Origin of the sequence: Streptomyces sp. NRRL WC-3742 (assembly GCF_000720635.1) — a bacterium.
Lineage (GTDB): Bacteria > Actinomycetota > Actinomycetes > Streptomycetales > Streptomycetaceae > Kitasatospora.
This window is the reverse complement of the sequence record NZ_JOCF01000031.1, coordinates 104597-124475: the sequence shown is the minus strand read 5'-3', so window position 1 is coordinate 124475 and position 19879 is coordinate 104597. Positions and strand designations below refer to the sequence as shown.

Genomic DNA, 19879 nt, shown 5'->3' with positions numbered 1-19879 from the left:
GGTTATGTCCAAGCGCGCCATGAACCACCACACCACCGACGAGCCGCTCGCCCAGGCGGTCAGCGAGCCGGTCAGCGAGCCGGTCGCGGTCATCGGCCTGGCCTGCCGGCTGCCGCAGGCCACCGGCCCGGACGCCTTCTGGCACCTGCTGCGCGAGGGCCGCGACGCCGTCACCGAGGCGCCCGCCGGCCGCTGGTCCGACGAGCACGGCCCCCGCACCTCCTGGCCGCGCGGCGCCTTCCTCGACTCCGTCGACGAGTTCGACGCCGCGTTCTTCGGCATCTCGCCCCGCGAGGCCGTCGCGATGGACCCGCACCAGCGGCTCGCCCTCGAACTCGGCTGGCACGCCCTGGAGGACGCCCGCCTCGCCGCCGACCGGCTCACCGGCCGGCCCGCCGGCGTCTTCCTCGGCGTCATCACCGACGACTACGCCGCCCTCACCGGGCAGCTCGGCCCCGAGGCCGTCACCCCGCACACCATGACCGGGCTGCACCGCAGCCTCATCGCCAACCGGCTCTCGTACGTGCTCGGGCTGCGCGGCCCCAGCCTCACCGTGGACACCGGGCAGTCCTCCTCCCTGGTCTCCGTCCACCTCGCCTGCGAGAGTCTGCGCCGCGGCGAGAGCGACCTCGCGCTGGCCGGCGGCGTCAACCTCAACCTGATCCCGGAGACCACCGAGCGCATCGGCGCCTTCGGCGCGCTCTCCCCGGACGGGCGCTGCCACACCTTCGACGCCCGCGCCAACGGGTACGTGCGCGGCGAGGGCGGCGCGGTCGTCGTCCTCAAGCTCCTCTCCAGGGCTGTCGCGGACGGCGACCCGATCCGGGGCCTGCTGCTCGGCAGCGCCGTCAACAACGACGGCGGCGGCGCCACCCTCACCTCCCCGGACCGCGAGGCCCAGGAGCAGGTCGTCCGGCTCGCCCACCGGCGGGCGGGGACGGACGCCGCCTACGTCCAGTACGTCGAGATGCACGGCACCGGCACGCCGGTCGGCGACCCGATCGAGGCGGCGGCCCTCGGCGGCGCGCTCGGCACGGCGGACGGGCGGATGCGCCCGCTGGTCGTCGGCTCGGTGAAGACCAACGTGGGGCACCTGGAGGGCGCGGCCGGGATCACGGGCCTGCTCAAGGTGCTGCTGAGCGTGCAGCACCGGGAGCTGCCCGGCACGCTCAACCACGAGACGCCCAACCCGGACATCCCGCTCGCCGAGCTGGGCCTGGAGGTCCGCACCGAGCTCGGGCCCTGGCCGCAGGCCGACCGGCCGCTGCTGGCGGGCGTGTCCGCGTTCGGCATGGGCGGCACCAACTGCCATGTGGTGGTGGCCGAGTGGACGGGCCGGACGGCGGGCGAGACCGCCGGGCCTACGGGCCCCGCGCTGCTGACCGGCGAGGTGCCGGTGCCGCTGCCGGTCTCCGGGGCCGACCGGGCCGGGCTGCGGGCGCAGGCCGCGCAGGTCGCCGTGGCGGCCGCCGCCTCGGGGCTCGGGCAGGGGCTGGCGGACCTCGGCCGCTCGCTGGCGCTGACGCGCTCGGCGCTCGAGGAGCGCGCGGTGGTCGTGGCCGCCGACCGCGTCGGGGCGCTGGCCGGGCTGGCCGCACTGGCCGACCGGCAGCCCGCGCCCGCGCTGGTGACCGGGCGGGCGGACGTGAGCGGCAAGGTCGCCTTCGTCTTCCCCGGCCAGGGTTCGCAGTGGGCCGGAATGGCCGCCGAACTCCTGGACTCCTCCCCCGTGTTCGCCGCCCGGCTGGCCGAGTGCGACGCGGCGCTGGGCGAGCACCTCGACTGGTCGGTGGTGGACGTCGTGCGCGGCGGCCCGGACGCGGCCCCGCTGGAGGACGTGGTCGTCGTCCAGTGCGCCCTGTGGGCGGTGATGGTCTCGCTGGCCGCCGTCTGGCGGGCCGCCGGGGTCGAGCCGGACGCCGTGGTCGGCCACAGCCAGGGCGAGATCGCCGCGGCGACCGTCGCCGGGGCGCTGAGCGTGCGCGACGGCGCCCGGGTGGTCGCGCTGCGCGCCCGGGCCATCAAGGAGCGGCTGTCGGGCCTGGGCGGCATGGTCTCGCTGGCCCTGCCCGCCGAGCGGACGGTGGAGCTGCTGGCCCGCTGGGGCGAGCGGATCTCCCTGGCCTCCGTCAACGGCGCCGCCTCCAGCGTCGTCTCCGGGGAGCCGGAGGCGCTGGAGGAACTGCTCGCCGCCTGCGAGGCGGACGGCGTGCGGGCCCGCCGGATCGCCGTGGACTACGCCTCGCACGGCGCGCAGGTGGAGCTCATCGAGCGCGAGGTGATCGAGGCGCTGACCGGCATCGAGCCGCGCGGCAGCGAGATCCCGTTCTACTCCTCCGTCACCGGCGCCCCCTTCGACACCGCCGGGCTGGACGCCACGTACTGGTACACCAACCTGCGCCGCACCGTCCGCTTCGCCGACGCCGTACGGGCGCTGCTCGACGACGGGCACGCCTTCTTCGTCGAGTCCAGCGCGCACCCGGTGCTCGCCGTCTCCGTGCAGGAGAGCGCCGAGGCCGCCGGGGCGAACGCGCTGGCGCTCGGCACGCTGCGCCGCGAGGAGGGCGGCGCCGAGCGCTTCCTGACCTCGCTCGCCGAGGGGCACGTACGGGGCCTGCCGGTGGACTGGTCGGCGGTGTTCGCGCCGCTGGGCGGCGAGCGGATCGCCCTGCCCGGGTACCCGTTCCAGCGGCAGCGGTACTGGCTGGACGGCGAGGTCGCCGCGGCCCGCCCGGCGCTGCGGACGGTCGGTGTCGAGGAGCCCGAACAGGCCCCCGCCTCGGCGCTGCGGCGGGAGCTGGAGCCGCTGTCCGAGGAGGGCCGGCGGGCCGCGCTGCTGCGCCTGGTGGTCGCGCACACGGCCGCCGCGCTGGGGCACTCCGATCCGCAGGCAGTCCAGGAGGACCGGACGTTCAAGGACCTCGGGGTGGACTCGCACCTGTCGGTGCAGATCCGCAACACCCTCGGCGGCGAGTGCGAACTCACCCTGCCCGCCACGGTGTTGTTCGAGCACCCGACCCCGGCGGCGCTGGCCCGGCACCTGCGGGAGGCCGTCCTCGGTACGGCGGACGGCTCCCCTGAGGCCGTCACCGCGTTCACCGCCGTGGACGAGGACCCGATCGCCATCGTCGGCATGGCCTGCCGCTACCCCGGCGGGGTCGCCTCCCCCGAGGACCTGTGGCGCCTCGTCGCCGAGGGCCGCGACGGCATCACCGGCTTCCCCGAGGACCGCGGCTGGGACCTGGAGGGCCTCTACCACCCGGACCCGGAGCACTCCGGCACCAGCTACGTCACCCAGGGCGGCTTCCTGCACGACGCGGGCCGCTTCGACGCCGCGTTCTTCGGCATCTCCCCGCGCGAGGCCGCCGCCACCGACCCGCAGCAGCGGCTGCTGCTGGAGACCTCCTGGGAGGCCGTCGAGCAGGCGGGCATCGACCCGACCGCGCTGCGCGGCTCCCGCACCGGCGTCTTCGCCGGTGTCATGGCCCCCGACTACGGGCCCCGGCTGCACGAGGCGCCCGAGGGCGCCGAGGGCTACCTGCTGACCGGCATGGCGGGCAGCGTGGTGTCCGGCCGGATCGCCTACTCCTTCGGCTTCGAGGGCCCAGCGGTGACGGTGGACACCGCCTGTTCCTCCTCGCTGGTCGCCCTGCACCTGGCCGCGCAGTCGCTGCGGCTCGGCGAGTGCGACCTCGCCCTCGCGGGCGGTGTGACGGTCATGGCCACCCCGGGCATGTTCCTGGAGTTCAGCCGCCAGCGCGGACTGGCGACGGACGGGCGCTGCAAGTCCTTCTCCTCCTCCGCCGACGGCACCTCCTGGGCCGAGGGCGTGGGCGTCCTGGTGCTGGAGCGGCTCTCCGTCGCCCAGGCCGAGGGGCACCGGGTACTGGCGGTCGTCCGGGGTTCGGCGATCAACCAGGACGGGGCCAGCAACGGGCTGACCGCCCCCAACGGGCTCTCCCAGGAGCGCGTCATCCGCCAGGCCCTCGGCCGGGCCGGACTGTCCGGTTCCGACGTGGACGCCGTGGAGGCGCACGGCACCGGCACCGCGCTCGGCGACCCGATCGAGGCGCGGGCGCTGCTGGCTACGTACGGGCAGGAGCGCGAAGAGCCGCTCTGGCTGGGCTCGTTGAAGTCCAACCTGGGGCACACCCAGGCGGCGGCGGGCGTGGGCGGCGTCATCAAGATGGTGATGGCGATGCGGCACGGCGTGCTGCCGCGCACGCTCAACGTGGACGAGCCGACTCCGCACGTGGACTGGACGGCGGGCTCGATGGAGCTGCTGACCGAGCAGCGGGACTGGCCGGCGGTGGACCGTCCGCGCCGGGCGGCCGTCTCGTCCTTCGGGATCAGCGGGACCAACGCGCACGTGGTGCTGGAACAGGCCGAGCCTTCGCCGGAGGAGTCGGAGACCGGGGAGCAGGCCGGGGAGCAGGCCGGGCCGGTGGCGTGGCCGCTCTCCGCCCGGACGGCGGACGGGCTGCGCGGGCAGGCAGCGCGGCTGGCCGCGTTCGTGGCGCAGCGGGGCGAGTTGAGCCCGGCTGCCGTCGCCGCAGCGCTGAGCGGGCGGACGGCGTTCGAGCACCGGGCCGTGGTCGTCGGCGCCTCCTCGGAGGAGCTGGCGGGCGCCCTGGCCGATCCGGCCGTGACCGGGGTGGCGCACGGACTGCCCGGCGTGGGCGTGCTGTTCACCGGGCAGGGCGCCCAGCGGGCAGGGATGGGACGGGAGTTGAGCGAGCGCTTCCCGGTGTTCGCGGCCGCCTTCGAGGAGGTGTGCGCGGCCTTCGACCCGCTGCTCGGGCGGTCGCTGCGCGACCTGTGCTTCGAGGCTTCCGATGCGGAGGAGTTGGACCGGACGCGGTACACCCAGCCGGCCCTGTTCGCCTTCGAGGTGGCCTCCTTCCGGCTGCTGGAGGCGTTCGGCGTCCAGCCCTCGGTGCTGGTCGGGCACTCCATCGGTGAGCTGGCCGCCGCCCACGTCGCCGGGGTGTTCTCGCTGACGGACGCGGCCCGGCTGGTCGAGGCGCGCGGGCGGCTGATGCAGGAACTGCCCGAGGGCGGCGCGATGATCGCCGTCCGGGCGGGCGAGGCGGAGGTGCTGCCGCTGCTCGTCGGGTACGAGGACAGGGCGGCCGTCGCCGCCGTCAACGCGCCGACCTCGGTGGTGGTTTCGGGCGAGGAGGAGGTCGTCGAGGCCATCGCCGAGCAGCTGGCCGCCGAGGGGCGCAAGACGCAGCGGCTGCGCGTCAGCCACGCCTTCCACTCGCCGCTGATGGACGCGATGCTGGAGGAGTTCCGCACGGTCGCCGCCTCCGTCGCCTACGGTGAGCCGACGATCCCCGTCGTCTCCAACGTGACCGGGGAGATGGCGACTTCGGGCCAGCTCACCGACCCCGAGTACTGGGTGCGCCACGTCCGCGAGGCCGTCCGCTTCGCCGACGGCCTCACCGCCGCCCGAGAGCAGGGCGTCACCGTCTTCGTCGAGACCGGCCCGGACGGGATCCTCACGGCGCTGACCAGGCAGATCCTCGCCGAGGACGCGCAGGTCACCGCCGTCCCCGTCGCCCGGAGGAACCGCGACGAGGCCCGCACCGCCGTCGAGGCGCTGGCCGCGCTGTGGACGCGCGGCGCGGCGATCGACTGGCCCACGCTGCTCCCCGCCGCCGCCCCGGTGGACCTGCCCACGTACGCCTTCGAGCGGCAGCACTACTGGATGCAGGCCCGGCCCGCCGCCTCCGGGGACCTGAGCGCCACGGGCCTGGCCGCCGTCGGGCACCCGCTGCTCGCCGCCGCCACCGAACTGGCGGGCAGCGACCAGCTGGTGCTCTCCGGCCGCCTCTCCCTGGCCACCCACCCGTGGCTGGCCGACCACGCCGTGCACGGCACGGTGGTCGTCCCGGGCACGGCCTTCGTGGAGCTGGCGCTCCAGGCCGCCGCCCGTACCGGGACCACGGGCCTGGGCGAACTCACCCTCCAGGCGCCGCTGGTGCTCACCGAGCAGGGCGCCCGGCTGCTCCAGGTGACCGTCGCCGCCCCGGACGAGGAGGACGGCTCGCGGGCCGTCACCGTCCACTCCCGCCCGGAGGACGCGGACCTCGGCGCCTGGACCCTGCACGCCGCCGGGCGCCTCTCCGCCCAGCCCGCCGCCCCGGACCCCTCCCCCGCCTCCTCCCCCGCAGCCGACCTGACGGCCTGGCCTCCGCCGGGCGCCCGGCCGGCCGCGCTGGAGGAGGCGTACCGGCTGCTGGCCGAGCGCGGGTACGACTACGGCCCGGCGTTCCAGGGCCTGCGCGCCGCCTGGCGCTCGGGCGACAGCGTGTACGCCGAGGTCGAACTGCCCGAGGAGGCCAGGGCCGACGCCACGGCGTTCGCCCTGCACCCGGCGCTGTTCGACGCCGCCCTGCACATGGTGCTGGAGCCCGACCGCGCGGACACCGCCGAGGCGCCGGTGCTGCTGCCCTTCGCCTGGTCGGGTGTCGCGCTGCACGCCTCCGCCGCCACCGCGCTGCGGGTGCGGATCACCGTCCGGAGCCCGCAGGAGGTCGCGCTGCACCTGGCGGACGCGGCCGGGGCACCCGTGCTGACCGTGGACGCGCTGGACCTGCGCCCGGCCTCCGCCGAACAGCTGACGGCCGCGCTCGCCGGGGCCTCGGCGGGCTCGCTGCTGGCCGTGGAGTGGAGCGAGGTGCCCGCGCCCAGCGCCCCTGCGGCAGTGGCCGCGCTGGGTGCCGGGCTGCCGTCCGGCTGGACGGGCTTCGCCGACCTGGCGGCGCTGCGGGCCGCGAAGCCCGTACCGGACACCGTGGCGACACTGTTCACCCCCACCGGGAGCGAGGCTCGGGAAACCGTCCACCGGGCGCTGGAGCTGGTACGGGAGTGGCTGGCCGAGCCCGCCTTCGAGGGCGCGCGGCTGGCCCTGGTGACCAGGGGCGCGGTGGCCGCCGAGGCGGGGGCCACCCCCGATCCGGCGCTGGCCGCCGCCTGGGGCCTGGTCCGCTCGGCGCGGGCCGAGCACCCCGGCCGGTTCGTCCTGGTCGACCTGGACGGGGCGCCGGAGAGCGTCGAGGCCCTGCCCGCCGCCCTCGCGACGGACGAGCCCGAACTGGCCGTCCGGCAGGGCCGCCTGCTGGCACCCCGGCTCGAACGGGCCACGGCCTCCGGCACCACGGCGAGCGCCTGGGACCCGGACGGCACGGTGCTGGTCACCGGCGGCACCGGGGGCCTCGGTGCGCTGGTCGCCCGCCGGCTGGTCGCCGAACACGGCGTCCGCCGCCTGGTGCTGGCCGGACGCCGGGGCGCGGACGCGCCGGGCGCCGAGAAGCTCGCCGCCGAACTCGCCGAGCTGGGCGCCGAGACCGTCCTCGCCGCCTGCGACGTCACCGACCGGTCGGCCCTCGCCGCGCTGGTCGCCGCGCACCCCCCGACCGCCGTCGTCCACCTGGCCGGGGTGCTGGCGGACGGCCCGGTCACCGCGCTGACCGAGGACCGCCTCGACCGGGTGTTCCGGCCCAAGGCGGACGCCGCCCGGCACCTGCACGAGCTGACCCGCGAGCTGCCGCTGACGGCCTTCGTCACCTACTCCTCGATCGCCGGCACCCTCGGCACCGCCGGCCAGGCCAACTACGCCGCCGCCAACGCCTACCTCGACGCGCTCGCCGAGCTGCGCCGCTCGCAGGGCCTTCCGGCCGCCTCGCTGGCCTGGGGCCTGTGGGACCTGGGAACGGCGGCGGGCGGCGGCATGGGTGACGGGCTCGGCCAGGCGGACCTGGCCCGGTTCCGCCGCCTGGGCGTCGCCCCGCTCACCGAGGCGGACGGCATGCCGCTGTTCGACCTGGCGCTCGGCCTCGGCCGGGCCGTGACCGTGCCCGCCCGCCTCGACCTGGCCGCGCTGCGCGAGCGCGACGAGGTGCCCGCGCTGCTGCGCCGGCTCGTCCGGCCGAGGGCCCGGCAGGCGGCGCAGGCGGCCGCCGTGCCGGAGCAGAACGGGCAGCCCGCCCTGTCGGCCTTCGCGGCGCGCCTGGTCGGTCTGCCGACGCCGGAGCAGGAGCGGGAGCTGCTGGAGGTCATCCGCGACACCATCGCGGACGTCCTGGACTACCCGTCGCCCGACGAGGTGGACACCGACTACACCTTCAAGGAGCTGGGCTTCGACTCGCTGAGCGGCGTCGAGTTCCGCAACCGGCTCAACAAGGTGGTCGGCGTGCAGGTCCCGACGACGGTGGTCTTCGACTACCCGACGCCGGGCGCCCTCTCCGGTCACGTCCGGGACCTGCTGTTCCCCGAGGAGGAGGCCCCCGAGGAGGACCGGGGCCCCTGCGACGAGGAGGTGCGCCGGATGCTCGCCGCCGTGCCCGTCCAGCAGCTGCGCGAGGCCGGGCTGCTGGACGCCCTGCTGCGGCTCACCGAGGGCGGCGGCCCCGCGGCGGAGGACGAGGACCGTCCGGACGACCAGGACATCGACAGCATGCAGGTCGACGACCTCATCCAGCTCGCGATGCAGACCGACGCGTGACCCTCTCGACGTCTGCCCTCTCGACGTCTGCCCGCTCGACGCGTACCCCCTCGACGCGTACCCCCTCGACGCCTGCCCCGCCCGTACCGACACCCAGATACCGAGAAAGAGGAGCACCGCATGGTGGCGCCCGACCTCAGGAAAGCCGTCCGCGGCTTCGTCGCCCAGGAGTTGAAGGACCGGCACGCCCAGCTCGACACCCGGGACGAGATGCCGCTGCCGCTGTACGGAAGGTTCGCGGAGACCGGGCTCGCCAACTGGTGGCTGCCCAAGGAGAGCGGGGGCCGGGGCCTGCCGCTGGCCGACGGCGTGGACCTGGTCAACGAACTCTCCTACGGCGACGCCGGGGTGGCGTTCACCCTGTTCATCTCCGTGCTCGGCACCAGCATCGTGTCGTTGTACGGCTCGGAGGAGCTCAAGGAGCGCTACCTGCGCCCGATGGCCGAGCGCGGCGGCTACTGCGCCACGCTCGGCAGCGAGCGCGAGGCGGGCAGCGAGCTGGGCCGCACCGCGACCACCGCGGCCCGCGAGGGCGACGAACTCGTGCTGACCGGCGAGAAGTTCTTCTCCACCAACTCCGGCTTCGCCGACTTCCTGGTGGTCGTCGCCCGCTCCGCCGAGGACCCGAGCGACCACATGGCCGTCGTCGTGCCCCGGGACACCCCCGGGCTGACGGTCGTGCGCCGCTGGGAGATGATCGGGCTGCGCACCTCCGGCACGTACGAGGTGCACTTCGACGGCTGCCGGGTGCCCGCCGCCAACCGGCTGGAGGGCAACGGCCTTCGGCTGCTGGAGATCGGCCTCAACGCCAGCCGCATCCTGATCGCCACCACCGCCCTCGGCATCGCCCGGCGCATCCGCGACCTGTGCATGGAGTACGCGAGGACCAAGCGCTTCCGGGACGGCACGCTGACCGACAGCCCGGTGTTCGCGGCCAAGCTCGGGCAGATGGAGATGCTGATCGACGTCATGAAGAGCCAGTGCCGCCAGGCGGCGCGGGACTACGACGAGATCATGGAGGGCGCGGACCCGGCCGCCGTCTTCAACCGGCAGGGCACCCTCAAGTCCGCGCTGACGGCCAAGATGTTCTGCGGCCAGGCCGGCTGGGAGGTGGCCACGGTCGGCTCCGAGATGTTCGGCGGCCTCGGCTACACCGACGACCTGCCCATCGGAAAGCTGATGCGCGACATGCGCTACGTGTCGATCGTCGAGGGCGGGGACGACGTGCTGCGCGACCTCGTCTTCAGCCGGTACGTGATCCCCGTGCCGAGGCGCTCCTGACACCCCCGGGCGCCTCATGAGGACCCCGTACGGCACACCCCCTGCCGTACGGGGTCCGCGTCGTACCCGAACCGGGACAGGGCCCCCCACCTCGCGCTTTAGGGGTCCTTAGGGGTGGGTCGGGGTGGTCCGGGGCGACTAGCGTCACCGGCGACCAGTCACCACGCCCGTCATCACACCCGTCATCACACCTGTGCCCGCGTGACATTTCCGAGGGGGAACCATGAGCGTCCCGACGCCCAGCTGGACGAGGATCACCGAGGGGACGACCGGAGAGGTCCTCCTCGCCGTCGACTTCCCGGCCACCGGTCGCCTCCAGGCGGACTTCTCCGAGCTCGCCGCCCGCCTCACCGGCGGCCACGCGTTCTGGCGCAGCATCGTCGCCCCCGCCGAGATCGGCATCACCGACCACGACGCCTACCTCCAGCCCTGGCTGGACGACGTGCGCGCGGCCGGGCTGCCGGTGCGGGCCGTGTTCGGCTTCTGCGTCGGCGGCGTGCACGCGGCCCTGCTGGCCGAGAAGATCGGCGAACTCCAGGGCAGCAAGCCAGCGTTGATCCTCTTCGACCCGGAGCTGGTCGACGCCGGCACGGTGTACTGGCAGTTCGCGATGTTCGTGGAGAGCCTGCACCAGTTCCTCGCCGCCGAGGAGATCGAGGAGCTGCGCGAGGCCGGACGCGAGGCCCACGAGCGGATCACCGACCCGGGCGAGCTCGCCCTGGTGCTGATCGAGCGCTTCCGCGCCGCGATCGCCCTCGCCTGCGAACGTACCGGGCTGGACGAGGAGTTCGTGGTCGAGGTGGTCGAGGCGTTCACCTCCTTCATGGCCTACCTGGCGATCGCCGACGCCGCCGAGCCGCTGCCGCGCTGGGCCGCCGCGACCGCACTGTCCTCCTCCAGCGCGGAGAACGGCCTCAGCCGGGTGCGCAACGACATCCTGCACCGCGACGGGCCGTTCGTCGCCGAGGAGATCGCCTTCCCCGGCCTCGTCCACGCCGACCTGCTGCGCGGCGACGAGGTGGCCAAGACCGTCGACGGGCTGCTGGCCGCCGAGTAGGCGCGAGGGGCGAGGGACGAGGGACGACCCGATGACGATGACGACCGGAGGCACCGAGATGGAGCACACCAGCGGGGCCGTCGCCGACGGCACGTCCGCGAGAACGCCCGCCGGCACCGCGGGGACGCCCGCCAGCAGCAAGGAGCGGGCGCTCTGGCTGCTGGAGGACCTCGTCCCCGGCGCCGGGGTGAACAACCTGACCTTCACCTTCCAGGCGGACGGCGCGCTCGACCACGAGGTGCTGCGCCAGGCGCTGACCGCGCTGGTGCGCCGCCACGAGGTGCTCCGGACCGTCTTCCGGGCCACCGAGGGCGAGGGCGGCTCCGAGCTTCTGCGCGGGACCGTCCCCGCCGAGCGGGCCGCCGTCCCGCTCTCGCACAGCCGACCTGGGCCGGGCACCGACGTGTTGGCGGAGCTGATGGCGTTCACCGCCACCCCGTTCCGCGCCGACGGCAGCCCGCTGCTGCGCGCCCGCCACGTCCAACTTCCGCCCGGCTCCGGGCCGGTGGGCGACCAGAGCGACGGCGGGCAGGTCGGCGGCGACGTTTTCTGCCTGGTGCTGCACCACAGCGTCTACGACGGCATGTCGACCGGCGTGGTGGTGGAGGAGTTCCGCGACCTCTACGACGCCTTCGACTCCGGGGAGCCCACCCCGGAGCAGCTGACCGGCGAGGCGCCGCGCTGGACGGAGCCCCAACCTGACGACCGCAGCCGGGAGTTCTGGCAGCGGCAGGTGGCGGGCCTGACCACCTCCGGGCTCGACCTCGGCAACGACCGCCCGCTACCCGCCCGCACCACCCTGGAGGGCGACTGGGTCACCCGCCGGCTCGACCCGGCCGCGGCCGCGGTCGCCAAGCGCCTCCAGCGCGAGCTGCGCGCCCCCGAGGTGGTCGTCCTGCTGGCCGGCTACTTCGCCCTGCTGACCTCCCACGGCGCGGGCCCCGACCTCACCGTGGGCTCGCCGATCAGCGTGCGCGGACGCGAGCAGAGCAGGACCGTCGGCTACCACATCAACGTCCTGACGCTGCGTCAGTCCGTCGCACCCGAACGGACGTTCCGCGATCTGGCCACGGGACTGCGGACTACCTTCCTGGACGCCGTCGGCCACGCCGGCTTCCCCGTCGACGAGTTGCTGGAGATCGTCCCCCGGGCCGACGCCTCCTGGCGCAACACGCTCTTCCGCCACGTCTTCAACTACGTGCCGCAGAGCGACCCGCGCTTCACCATCGGCGGCGGCAAGGCCCGGCTGGTGACCGTGGAGAACGGCTACAGCAAGTTCGACCTGGAGTTCTTCGTCACCGAGTCCGGCGACACGCTGCAGATCCGGGCCGCGTTCTACCGCGACGCCTACGACCGGGCCGACGTCGAGCTGATGATCGACCGCTACGAGGCGCTGCTGCTCGCCGTCGGCGAGGACCCGGACGTCACCCTCGGCGAGCTCAACGCCTGGTCCCGGTGCGACCGGACGGTGATCGACGGCGCCAACGCCACCGAGCAGGAGGTGCCGTACCCGTCCGTGCTGCACGCCGTCGCCGAGCAGGCCGCCGCCGCCCCCGAGGCCCCCGCCGTCCGCACGGACGAGGCCACCCTGAGCTACGGCGAGCTGTGGGCCGACGCGCAGGCCGTCGCCGCCCGGCTGCGGGAGGCCGGCGCCGGTCCGGGCGCCGTGGTCGCACTGCTCGGCCGCCGCGGCGCCGAGCTGGCCGCCGCCGTCCTGGGCGTCTGGCTGGCCGGCGGCGTCTACCTGCCGCTCGACCCGGAGCACCCGCACCAGCGGATCGCCTACCAGCTCGACGACGCCGATGCCCGGTTCGTCCTCGCCGCCGAGGGCGTGGCCGTGCCCGAGGGCGGCGAGCGGACGGTGCTGCCGCTGGGCGGGCCCGGGCCCGAGCAGTCGCTCGATCAGGCGCTCGATCAGGACCCCGAGCGGGCCCTCGAGCGGGCCCTCGAGCTGCCTCTGCCCGAGATCGACCCGGACGCCTGCGCGTACCTGATCTACACCTCCGGCTCCACCGGCCGCCCCAAGGGCACCCTGATCAGCCACCGCAACCTGGCCAACCTCGTCTCCCACTTCGCCGAGGAGCTGGCCTGCACGCCGGACACCTCGACGCTGTGGATGACCACCTTCAGCTTCGACATCTCCGCCCTGGAGCTGTTCGTCCCGCTCGCCACCGGCGGCCTGGTCGTCGTCGCCCCCGACGACGCCCGGGTGGACGGCGGCCGGCTGCTGGAGGTGCTCGACCGGCACTCCGTCGACCTCGTCCAGGCCACGCCGACCACCTGGCGCCTCGTCGTCCAGCAGGCCGGCGCCCGGCTGGAGGGCCGGAAGCTGCTCTCCGGCGGCGAGCCGCTGCCGCCCGCGCTGGCCCGCCAACTGCTCGCCACCGGCGGCGAGTTGCGCAATGTCTATGGGCCGACGGAGACGACCGTCTGGTCCGCCTCCGGCAGGCTGGACGACCTGGAGGAGGGCGGCCGGCTGCACGTCGGCGGCCCGATCGCCAACACCCGGATCTTCGTGGCCGACCCCTGTGGCCGCGAACTGCCCGTCGGTCTCCGCGGTGAGCTCTGCATCGCGGGGACCGGGGTGGGCATCGGCTACCACGAGCGGCCCGACATGACCGCCGAGCGCTTCGCCGACCACCCCCGCTACGGGCGCCACTACCGCACGGGCGACCTCGCCCGCTGGCTGCCGGACGGCACCCTGGAGGTGCTGGGCCGCATGGACCGGCAGGTGAAGCTGCGCGGCAACCGGATCGAGCTGAGCGAGGTCGAGTCGGTGCTGCTGGAGCACCCGGCCGTACGGGCGGCGGCCGTCGTCCCGGTCGGGGACCCGACCACGGACGGGGCCCTGGTGGCCTTCGTCGTCCCGGCCTCCGAGGCTTCGGACGGCGCGGTTTCGGCCGCGGAGGCTTCGGACGGCGAGGCTTCGGACGCCGGTCTCGCGGACGGGCTCTGGGCGCACAGCCGGGCGCTGCTCCAGGGGGCGGCCGTGCCACAGGACTTCATCGTGGTCGAGGCGTTTCCGATGACCGGCAACGACAAGGTCGACTACCCCGCGCTGGTGCGCGCCGCGATAGCCCGCCGGGCCGAGCGGGCGCGCGGCGAGGAGGGCACGGCGGCCGGCGGCACCGGGGACGAGGTGGTCGACGCCCTCACCGCGATGTGGAACGACCTGCTGGAGACCACGGGCCTCGACGCCGACACCCACTTCTTCACCAGCGGCGGCCACTCGCTGCTGGGGGCGAAGCTGCTCCAGCGCATCAGCAAGGAGATCGGGGTCCGGCTGAAGCTGGCCGACCTCTTCGCCAACCCGACCCCGAGGACGCTGGCTGACCAGGTCAGGGCCCACCAGGGCTGACCCTCCGAGGTCCCCCCGCCGTCCGGGCCCGCCCTCACCGGCCCGGACGGCCCCGGTACTCCGTCCGTGCCCGCGCCCGCCCTGGTGGTCGCGCTCCGGTGCCGTGGGCACGGGCGGTCCGCTTTGCCCTGTCCCACTCCCTTCACCCCTCCACCCCCTTCACCGTCCTTCCGCCAGGCCGCGAGGAGCGAGTAGCAGAGATGGCTGCCAACGACACCAAGCTGATCGATGCGTTGCGCGCGTCGCTGAAGGAGACCGAACGGCTGCGCGAGCAGAACCGCCAGCTGGCCTCCGCCGCGCGCGAACCGATCGCGATCGTCGGCATGGCCTGCCGCTACCCCGGCGGGGTCACCTCGCCCGAGGAGCTGTGGCAGCTGGTCGCCGAAGGGCGGGACGCCATCGGCGAGTTCCCGCAGGACCGGGGCTGGCCGCTCGACCGGCTCTTCGACGAGGACCCGGACCACCACGGCACCAGCTACACCCGCACCGGCGGATTCCTGTACGACGCCGCCGAGTTCGACCCGGCGTTCTTCGGCATCTCGCCCCGCGAGGCGATGGTCGTCGACCCGCAGCAGCGGCTGCTGCTGGAGGTCTCCTGGGAGGCCCTGGAGCGCGCGGGCCTCGACCCCCGTGGGCTGCGCGGCTCCCGCACCGGCGTCTACACCGGCCTGATGCACCACGACTACGCGACGCCGTTCCCCGCCGTGCCCGGCGACCTGGAGGGCATGGCCAGCACCGGCAAGGCGGCGAGCGTCGCCTCCGGCCGGGTCTCGTACGAACTCGGCTTCGAGGGACCGGCGGTGACGGTCGACACCGCCTGCTCCTCCTCCCTGGTCGCCCTGCACTTCGCCGCGCACGCTCTGCGCCAGGGCGAGTGCGAGCTGGCGCTGGCGGGCGGGGTCACGGTCATGGCGACGCCGGCCTCCTTCGTGGAGTTCAGCCGCCAGCGCGGACTGGCCCCGGACGGGCGCTGCAAGTCCTTCTCCACGACGGCGGACGGCACCTCCTGGGGCGAGGGCGTCGGGGTCCTGGTGCTGGAGCGGCTCTCCGTCGCCCAGGCCAGGGGCCACCGGGTGCTGGCGCTGCTGCGCGGCTCGGCGATCAACCAGGACGGCGCCAGCAACGGGCTCACCGCGCCCAACGGGCCCTCGCAGGAGCGCGTCATCCGCCAGGCGCTCGCCCAGGCGGGCCTGGCGTCGGCGGAGGTCGACGCGGTGGACGCCCACGGGACGGGCACGGCCCTCGGGGACCCGATCGAGGCGCAGGCACTGCTGGCCGCGTACGGGCAGGGGCGTGAGGAACCGCTCTGGCTGGGCTCGTTGAAGTCCAACATCGGGCACGCGCAGGCGGCCGCGGGCGTCGGCAGCGTGATCAAGATGGTGATGGCGATGCGCCACGGCGTGCTGCCGCAGACCCTGCACGTGGAGGAGCCGACCCACCACGTCGACTGGTCGCCGGGTGCGGTGCGGCTGCTCACCGAGCGGCGGGAGTGGCCCGCGCTGGACCGGCCGCGCCGGGCCGGGGTGTCCTCCTTCGGGATCAGCGGCACCAACGCGCACGTGGTGCTGGAGCAGGCGGAGCCCGTCGAGGCGCCGGAGGCTGATCCGCGGACCGGTCCGCGGGCCGGTGCGCAGGCCGGTGCGCAGGCCGGGCCGCACGCCTGGCTGCTGTCGGGGGCGAGCCCCGAGGCGCTGCGGGCGCAGGCCGCGCGGCTGGCGGCGTTCGTGTCGCAGCCGGGCGAGCCGGGCCCGGCGGCCGTCGCCTCGGCACTGCGGGGGCGGACGGCGTTCGAGCGCCGGGGTGTGGCCGTCGGGTCCTCCACGGCCGAACTGGCGGCCGGGCTGGCGGAGTTCTCCGTGACGGGTGTGGCGCACGGCCTGCCGAAGGCGGGCGTGCTGTTCACCGGGCAGGGGGCCCAGCGGTCCGGCATGGGACGGGAGTTGTACGCGGCCTTCCCGGTGTTCGCCACGGCCTTCGAGGAGGTGTGCGCGGCCTTCGACCCGCTGCTCGGGCGGTCGCTGCGTGAACTGTGCTTCTCCTCTGACGAGTTGGACGAGACGCGGTACACGCAGCCCGCGTTGTTCGCGTTCGAAGTCGCCGCGTACCGACTGCTGGAGGCATTCGGGGTGCGGCCGGCCGTGCTGGTCGGGCACTCGATCGGTGAGCTGGCCGCTGCGCACGTCGCCGGGGTGTTCTCGCTGGCGGACGCGGCCCGGCTGGTCGAGGCGCGCGGGCGGCTGATGCAGGAACTGCCCGGGGGCGGCGCGATGATCGCCGTCCGGGCGAGTGAGGCGGAGGTGCTGCCGCTGCTCGCGGGGCTGGAGCACCGGGCTGCCGTGGCGGCGGTGAACTCGCCCACGTCGGTGGTGGTTTCGGGCGAGGAGGAGGCCGTCACTGCGGTCGCCGAGAAGCTGGCCGCCGAGGGGCGCAAGACCCAGCGGCTGCGGGTGAGCCACGCCTTCCACTCGCCGCTGATGGACGGGATGCTGGCGGAGTTCCGCGCGGTCGCCGCCACCGTCGCGTACAGCGAGCCGGTGATCCCCGTCGTCTCCAACGTGACGGGCACGCTGGCGACTTCGGGGCAGCTCACCGACCCCGAGTACTGGGTACGCCACGTCCGCGAGGCCGTCCGCTTCGCCGACGGACTCGCCGCCGCACACGCCGCCGGGGCCCGCGCCCTGGTGGAGACCGGCCCGGACGCGATCCTCACCGCGCTGGCCCGGCAGATCTTCGCCGAGGACGAGCGGGTGGTCGCCGTTCCCGTCGCCCGGCGCGAGCACGAGGAGGCGACCACGCTGGTCACGGCCCTCGGCGGGCTCTGGGCGCGCGGGGTCGACGTCGACTGGTCGCCGCTGGAGCCGGGCGCCCCCGGTCCGGTGGACCTGCCCACGTACGCCTTCGACCACCAGCACTACTGGCTGCGCACCCACGTCACGGCCGGGGATCCGACCACCGTCGGCCTCGACGCCGTCGCGCACCCGCTGCTCGGCGCCGCCACCGAACTCGCCACCGGGGACCGGCTCGTCCTCTCGGGGCGGGTCTCCTTCGGCAGTCACCCGTGGCTGGCCGACCACGCCGTCCACGGATCCGTCATCCTCCCCGGCGCGGCCTTCGTCGAGCTGGCGCTCCAGGCCGGTGCCCGGACGGGGGCGCCCGGACTGCACGAACTCGCCCTCCAGTCACCGCTGGTGATCGCCGAGGGCGAGGCCGTCCGGCTGCAGGTCGTGGTGGAGGCTCCCGGCGAGGACGGGCGGCGCGAGGTCGGCGTGTACTCCTGCGCCGAGGGGGACGCCGAGGACGGCGGGTGGGTCGCGCACGCCACCGGGCTGCTGGGCGACGCCTCGCCGGCGGAGTCCGCTTCCGCCGAGTGGCCGCCCGCCGGCGCCGAGCCCGTCGAACTGGACGACGCCTACGGGCGGTTGGCGTCCATCGGGCTGGAGTACGGCCCGGCGTTCCGTGGTCTGCGCGCCGTGTGGCGGACGGAGGACGCGCTGTACGCCGAGGTCGCACTGCCGGAGGAGGCGCGGGCGGAGACGGACGGCTTCGCGCTGCACCCCGCGCTGCTGGACGCCGCCCTGCACTCCATCGCGCTGCGCTCCACGGCGCTGGACTCCACCGCGCTGCACTCCACCGCGCTGCACTCCGCCGCACCGCACGCCGCCGCCTCGGGCCGGTCGGACACCCTGCTGCCGTTCACCTGGTCGGGCGTCACCCTGCACGCCTCGGCCGCGACCGTGCTGCGGGTGCGCCTGGCCGCGCGGGGCCCGCAGGAGTACGCGCTGCACCTGGCGGACCCGTCCGGCGCGCCCGTGCTGAGCGTGGACGCCCTCACCCTGCGCCCGCTGGCCGCCGGGCAGTTGGGCGCCGCGACCGACGCCCTGTTGCGGGTCGAGTGGGAGCCGGTCACCGCCACCGGGGAGGGCGAGCCCGAACCGTACGCGCTGGCGGAGATCGTCACCGACCCCGCCGACGACCCGCTCACCCGGCTGCGCAGCGCCACCCGGCAGACCCTCGCCCATGTGCAGCTGCACCTGGCGCAGAGCGAGGAGTCCCGGCTGGTGGTGGTCACCCGCAGCGAATCGCCCGACCCGGCGCTCGCCGCCGCCCGGGGCCTGCTGCGGGCCGCGCAGGCCGAGCACCCCGACCGCTTCGTCGTCGTCGACGCCGACGGGGAGAGCCTGCCGCTGCTCCCCGCCGCCCTGGCCACGGGCGAGCCCGAACTCGCCCTGCGCGGTGGGACGATGAGCGCTCCGCGCCTGGTCCGACTGCGGGAGGCGAAGGGCGCCGCCGTGGCGCTCGACGGCACCGTGCTGATCACCGGCGGGACGGGCGGGATCGGCGCGCTGGCCGCCCGGCACCTGGTCGCCGTCCACGGCGTGCGCAGCCTGGTGCTGGCCGGCCGGCGCGGCCCCGAGGCCCCCGGCGCCGCCGAACTGCGGGACGAGCTGGTCGCGGCGGGCGCGGAGGTCGTGATCGCCGCGTGCGACGTCTCCGACCGCGAGGCGCTCGCCGCGCTGATCGCCTCGGTTCCGGCCGCGCACCCGCTCACCGCCGTCCTCCACACGGCCGGCGTCCTGAACGACGGCCTGGTCGAGGGGCTGACGGCGGAGGCTCTCGACAGCGTCCTCCGGCCGAAGGCCGACGCCGCCCGGCACCTGCACGAGCTGACCCGGGAGCTGCCGCTCACGGCCTTCGTCGTCCTCTCCTCGCTCGCCGGGGCCTGGGGCAACCCCGGACAGGCCAACTACGGCGCCGCGAACGCCTACCTGGATGCCCTGATCGCCGAGCGGCGGGACGCCGGCCTGCCGGGTTCGGCGCTCGCGTACGGGCTCTGGAACGCGGGCGGGATGGCCGGGGAGCTGGACGACGCGCAGGTGCGCCGCCTCGCGACCTCCGGCGTCCTGCCGCTGACCGACGCCCAGGGGCTCGCCGCCCTCGACCTCGCGCTCGGGGACGCCGGGCTGCTCGTCCCCGCGCGGCTCGACCTGCGGGGGCTGGCCGAGCGGGCGCCCGTACGGCCGCTGCTGCGTCGTCTGATCACCGCGCGGCCGCAGCGGGCCGCCGTCCTGGCCTCCGCTTCCGGCGGCGCCGACGCCTCGGGTCGGGAGGCGCTCACCGAGCGGCTCACCGGGCTGGACGCCGCCGGGCGGCTGGACCTGCTACTGGACGTCGTCCGTCGCCGGATCGCCGCCGTGCTCGGGTTCGCCGGGCCGGAGGCCGTCCACGTGGACCGGCTCTTCCAGGACCTCGGGCTCGACTCGCTCACCGCCCTCGAACTGCGCAACCAGCTCAACCAGGCCACCGGCCTGCGCCTGCCCGCCACGCTCGTGTTCGACCACCCCACCCCCACCGCCCTCGCCCGGCACCTGCTCGCCGAGCTGGCCCCGGCCGAGGCGCCCAACCCGCTGCTCGCCGACCTCGACCGGATCGAGGCGGCGATGGCGGCGCTCTCCCCCGACGACGAGTTGCGCCAGGAGGTGGCCGCGAGGCTGCGCGAGCTGGCGCGGTCGACGGCGGACGCCGAGCTGGCGGAGGCGTCCGAGGACGACCTGCTGGCGGCGCTGGAGAGCGAACTGCACAACTTCTGATCCTGACCGGGTTCGGAATCTTCCCTGGTTCCGAACCTGACCGAGTCAGAGTTGCGACCTTCTGATCTTCCGACCTTCTGAAT

General features: G+C 75.2%; 4 protein-coding genes and 1 pseudogene. All 5 read left to right on the top strand.

What is annotated here, in order from left to right; translation table 11 throughout:
* Positions 1 to 4: 4 nt before the first annotated feature.
* Complete coding sequence (locus IH61_RS0118620) at positions 5 to 8512, top strand: type I polyketide synthase (protein ID WP_063763225.1); 8508 nt, start codon at positions 5 to 7, stop codon at positions 8510 to 8512.
* Between the two features lie 120 nt (positions 8513 to 8632).
* Positions 8633 to 9793 (top strand): acyl-CoA dehydrogenase family protein, encoded by a 1161-nt coding sequence (locus tag IH61_RS0118615; RefSeq protein WP_031071135.1) that lies wholly within the window; start codon positions 8633 to 8635, stop codon positions 9791 to 9793.
* Positions 9794 to 10016: 223 nt separating this feature from the next.
* The gene (locus IH61_RS0118610) at positions 10017 to 10850 is read left to right on the top strand and encodes a hypothetical protein (protein WP_031071133.1); all 834 of its coding nucleotides are present in this window, start codon (positions 10017 to 10019) and stop codon (positions 10848 to 10850) included.
* 31 nt (positions 10851 to 10881) lie between these two features.
* Positions 10882 to 14208 carry a non-ribosomal peptide synthetase gene (locus IH61_RS0118605; protein ID WP_031071130.1) on the top strand — a complete coding sequence of 1109 codons (3327 nt, stop codon included), beginning with the start codon at positions 10882 to 10884 and terminating at the stop codon, positions 14206 to 14208.
* Between the two features lie 215 nt (positions 14209 to 14423).
* Positions 14424 to 19796: pseudogene (locus IH61_RS0118600) on the top strand (SDR family NAD(P)-dependent oxidoreductase); the annotation flags it as partial.
* Positions 19797 to 19879 lie beyond the last annotated feature (83 nt).

What these genes read in the sequence shown, in the direction of transcription:
- IH61_RS0118620 (WP_063763225.1), top strand. Translation starts at nt 5, where the DNA reads ATGTCCAAGCGCGCCATGAACCACCACACCACCGACGAGCCGCTCGCC.
- IH61_RS0118615 (WP_031071135.1), top strand. Translation starts at nt 8,633, where the DNA reads ATGGTGGCGCCCGACCTCAGGAAAGCCGTCCGCGGCTTCGTCGCCCAG.
- IH61_RS0118610 (WP_031071133.1), top strand. Translation starts at nt 10,017, where the DNA reads ATGAGCGTCCCGACGCCCAGCTGGACGAGGATCACCGAGGGGACGACC.
- IH61_RS0118605 (WP_031071130.1), top strand. Translation starts at nt 10,882, where the DNA reads ATGACGATGACGACCGGAGGCACCGAGATGGAGCACACCAGCGGGGCC.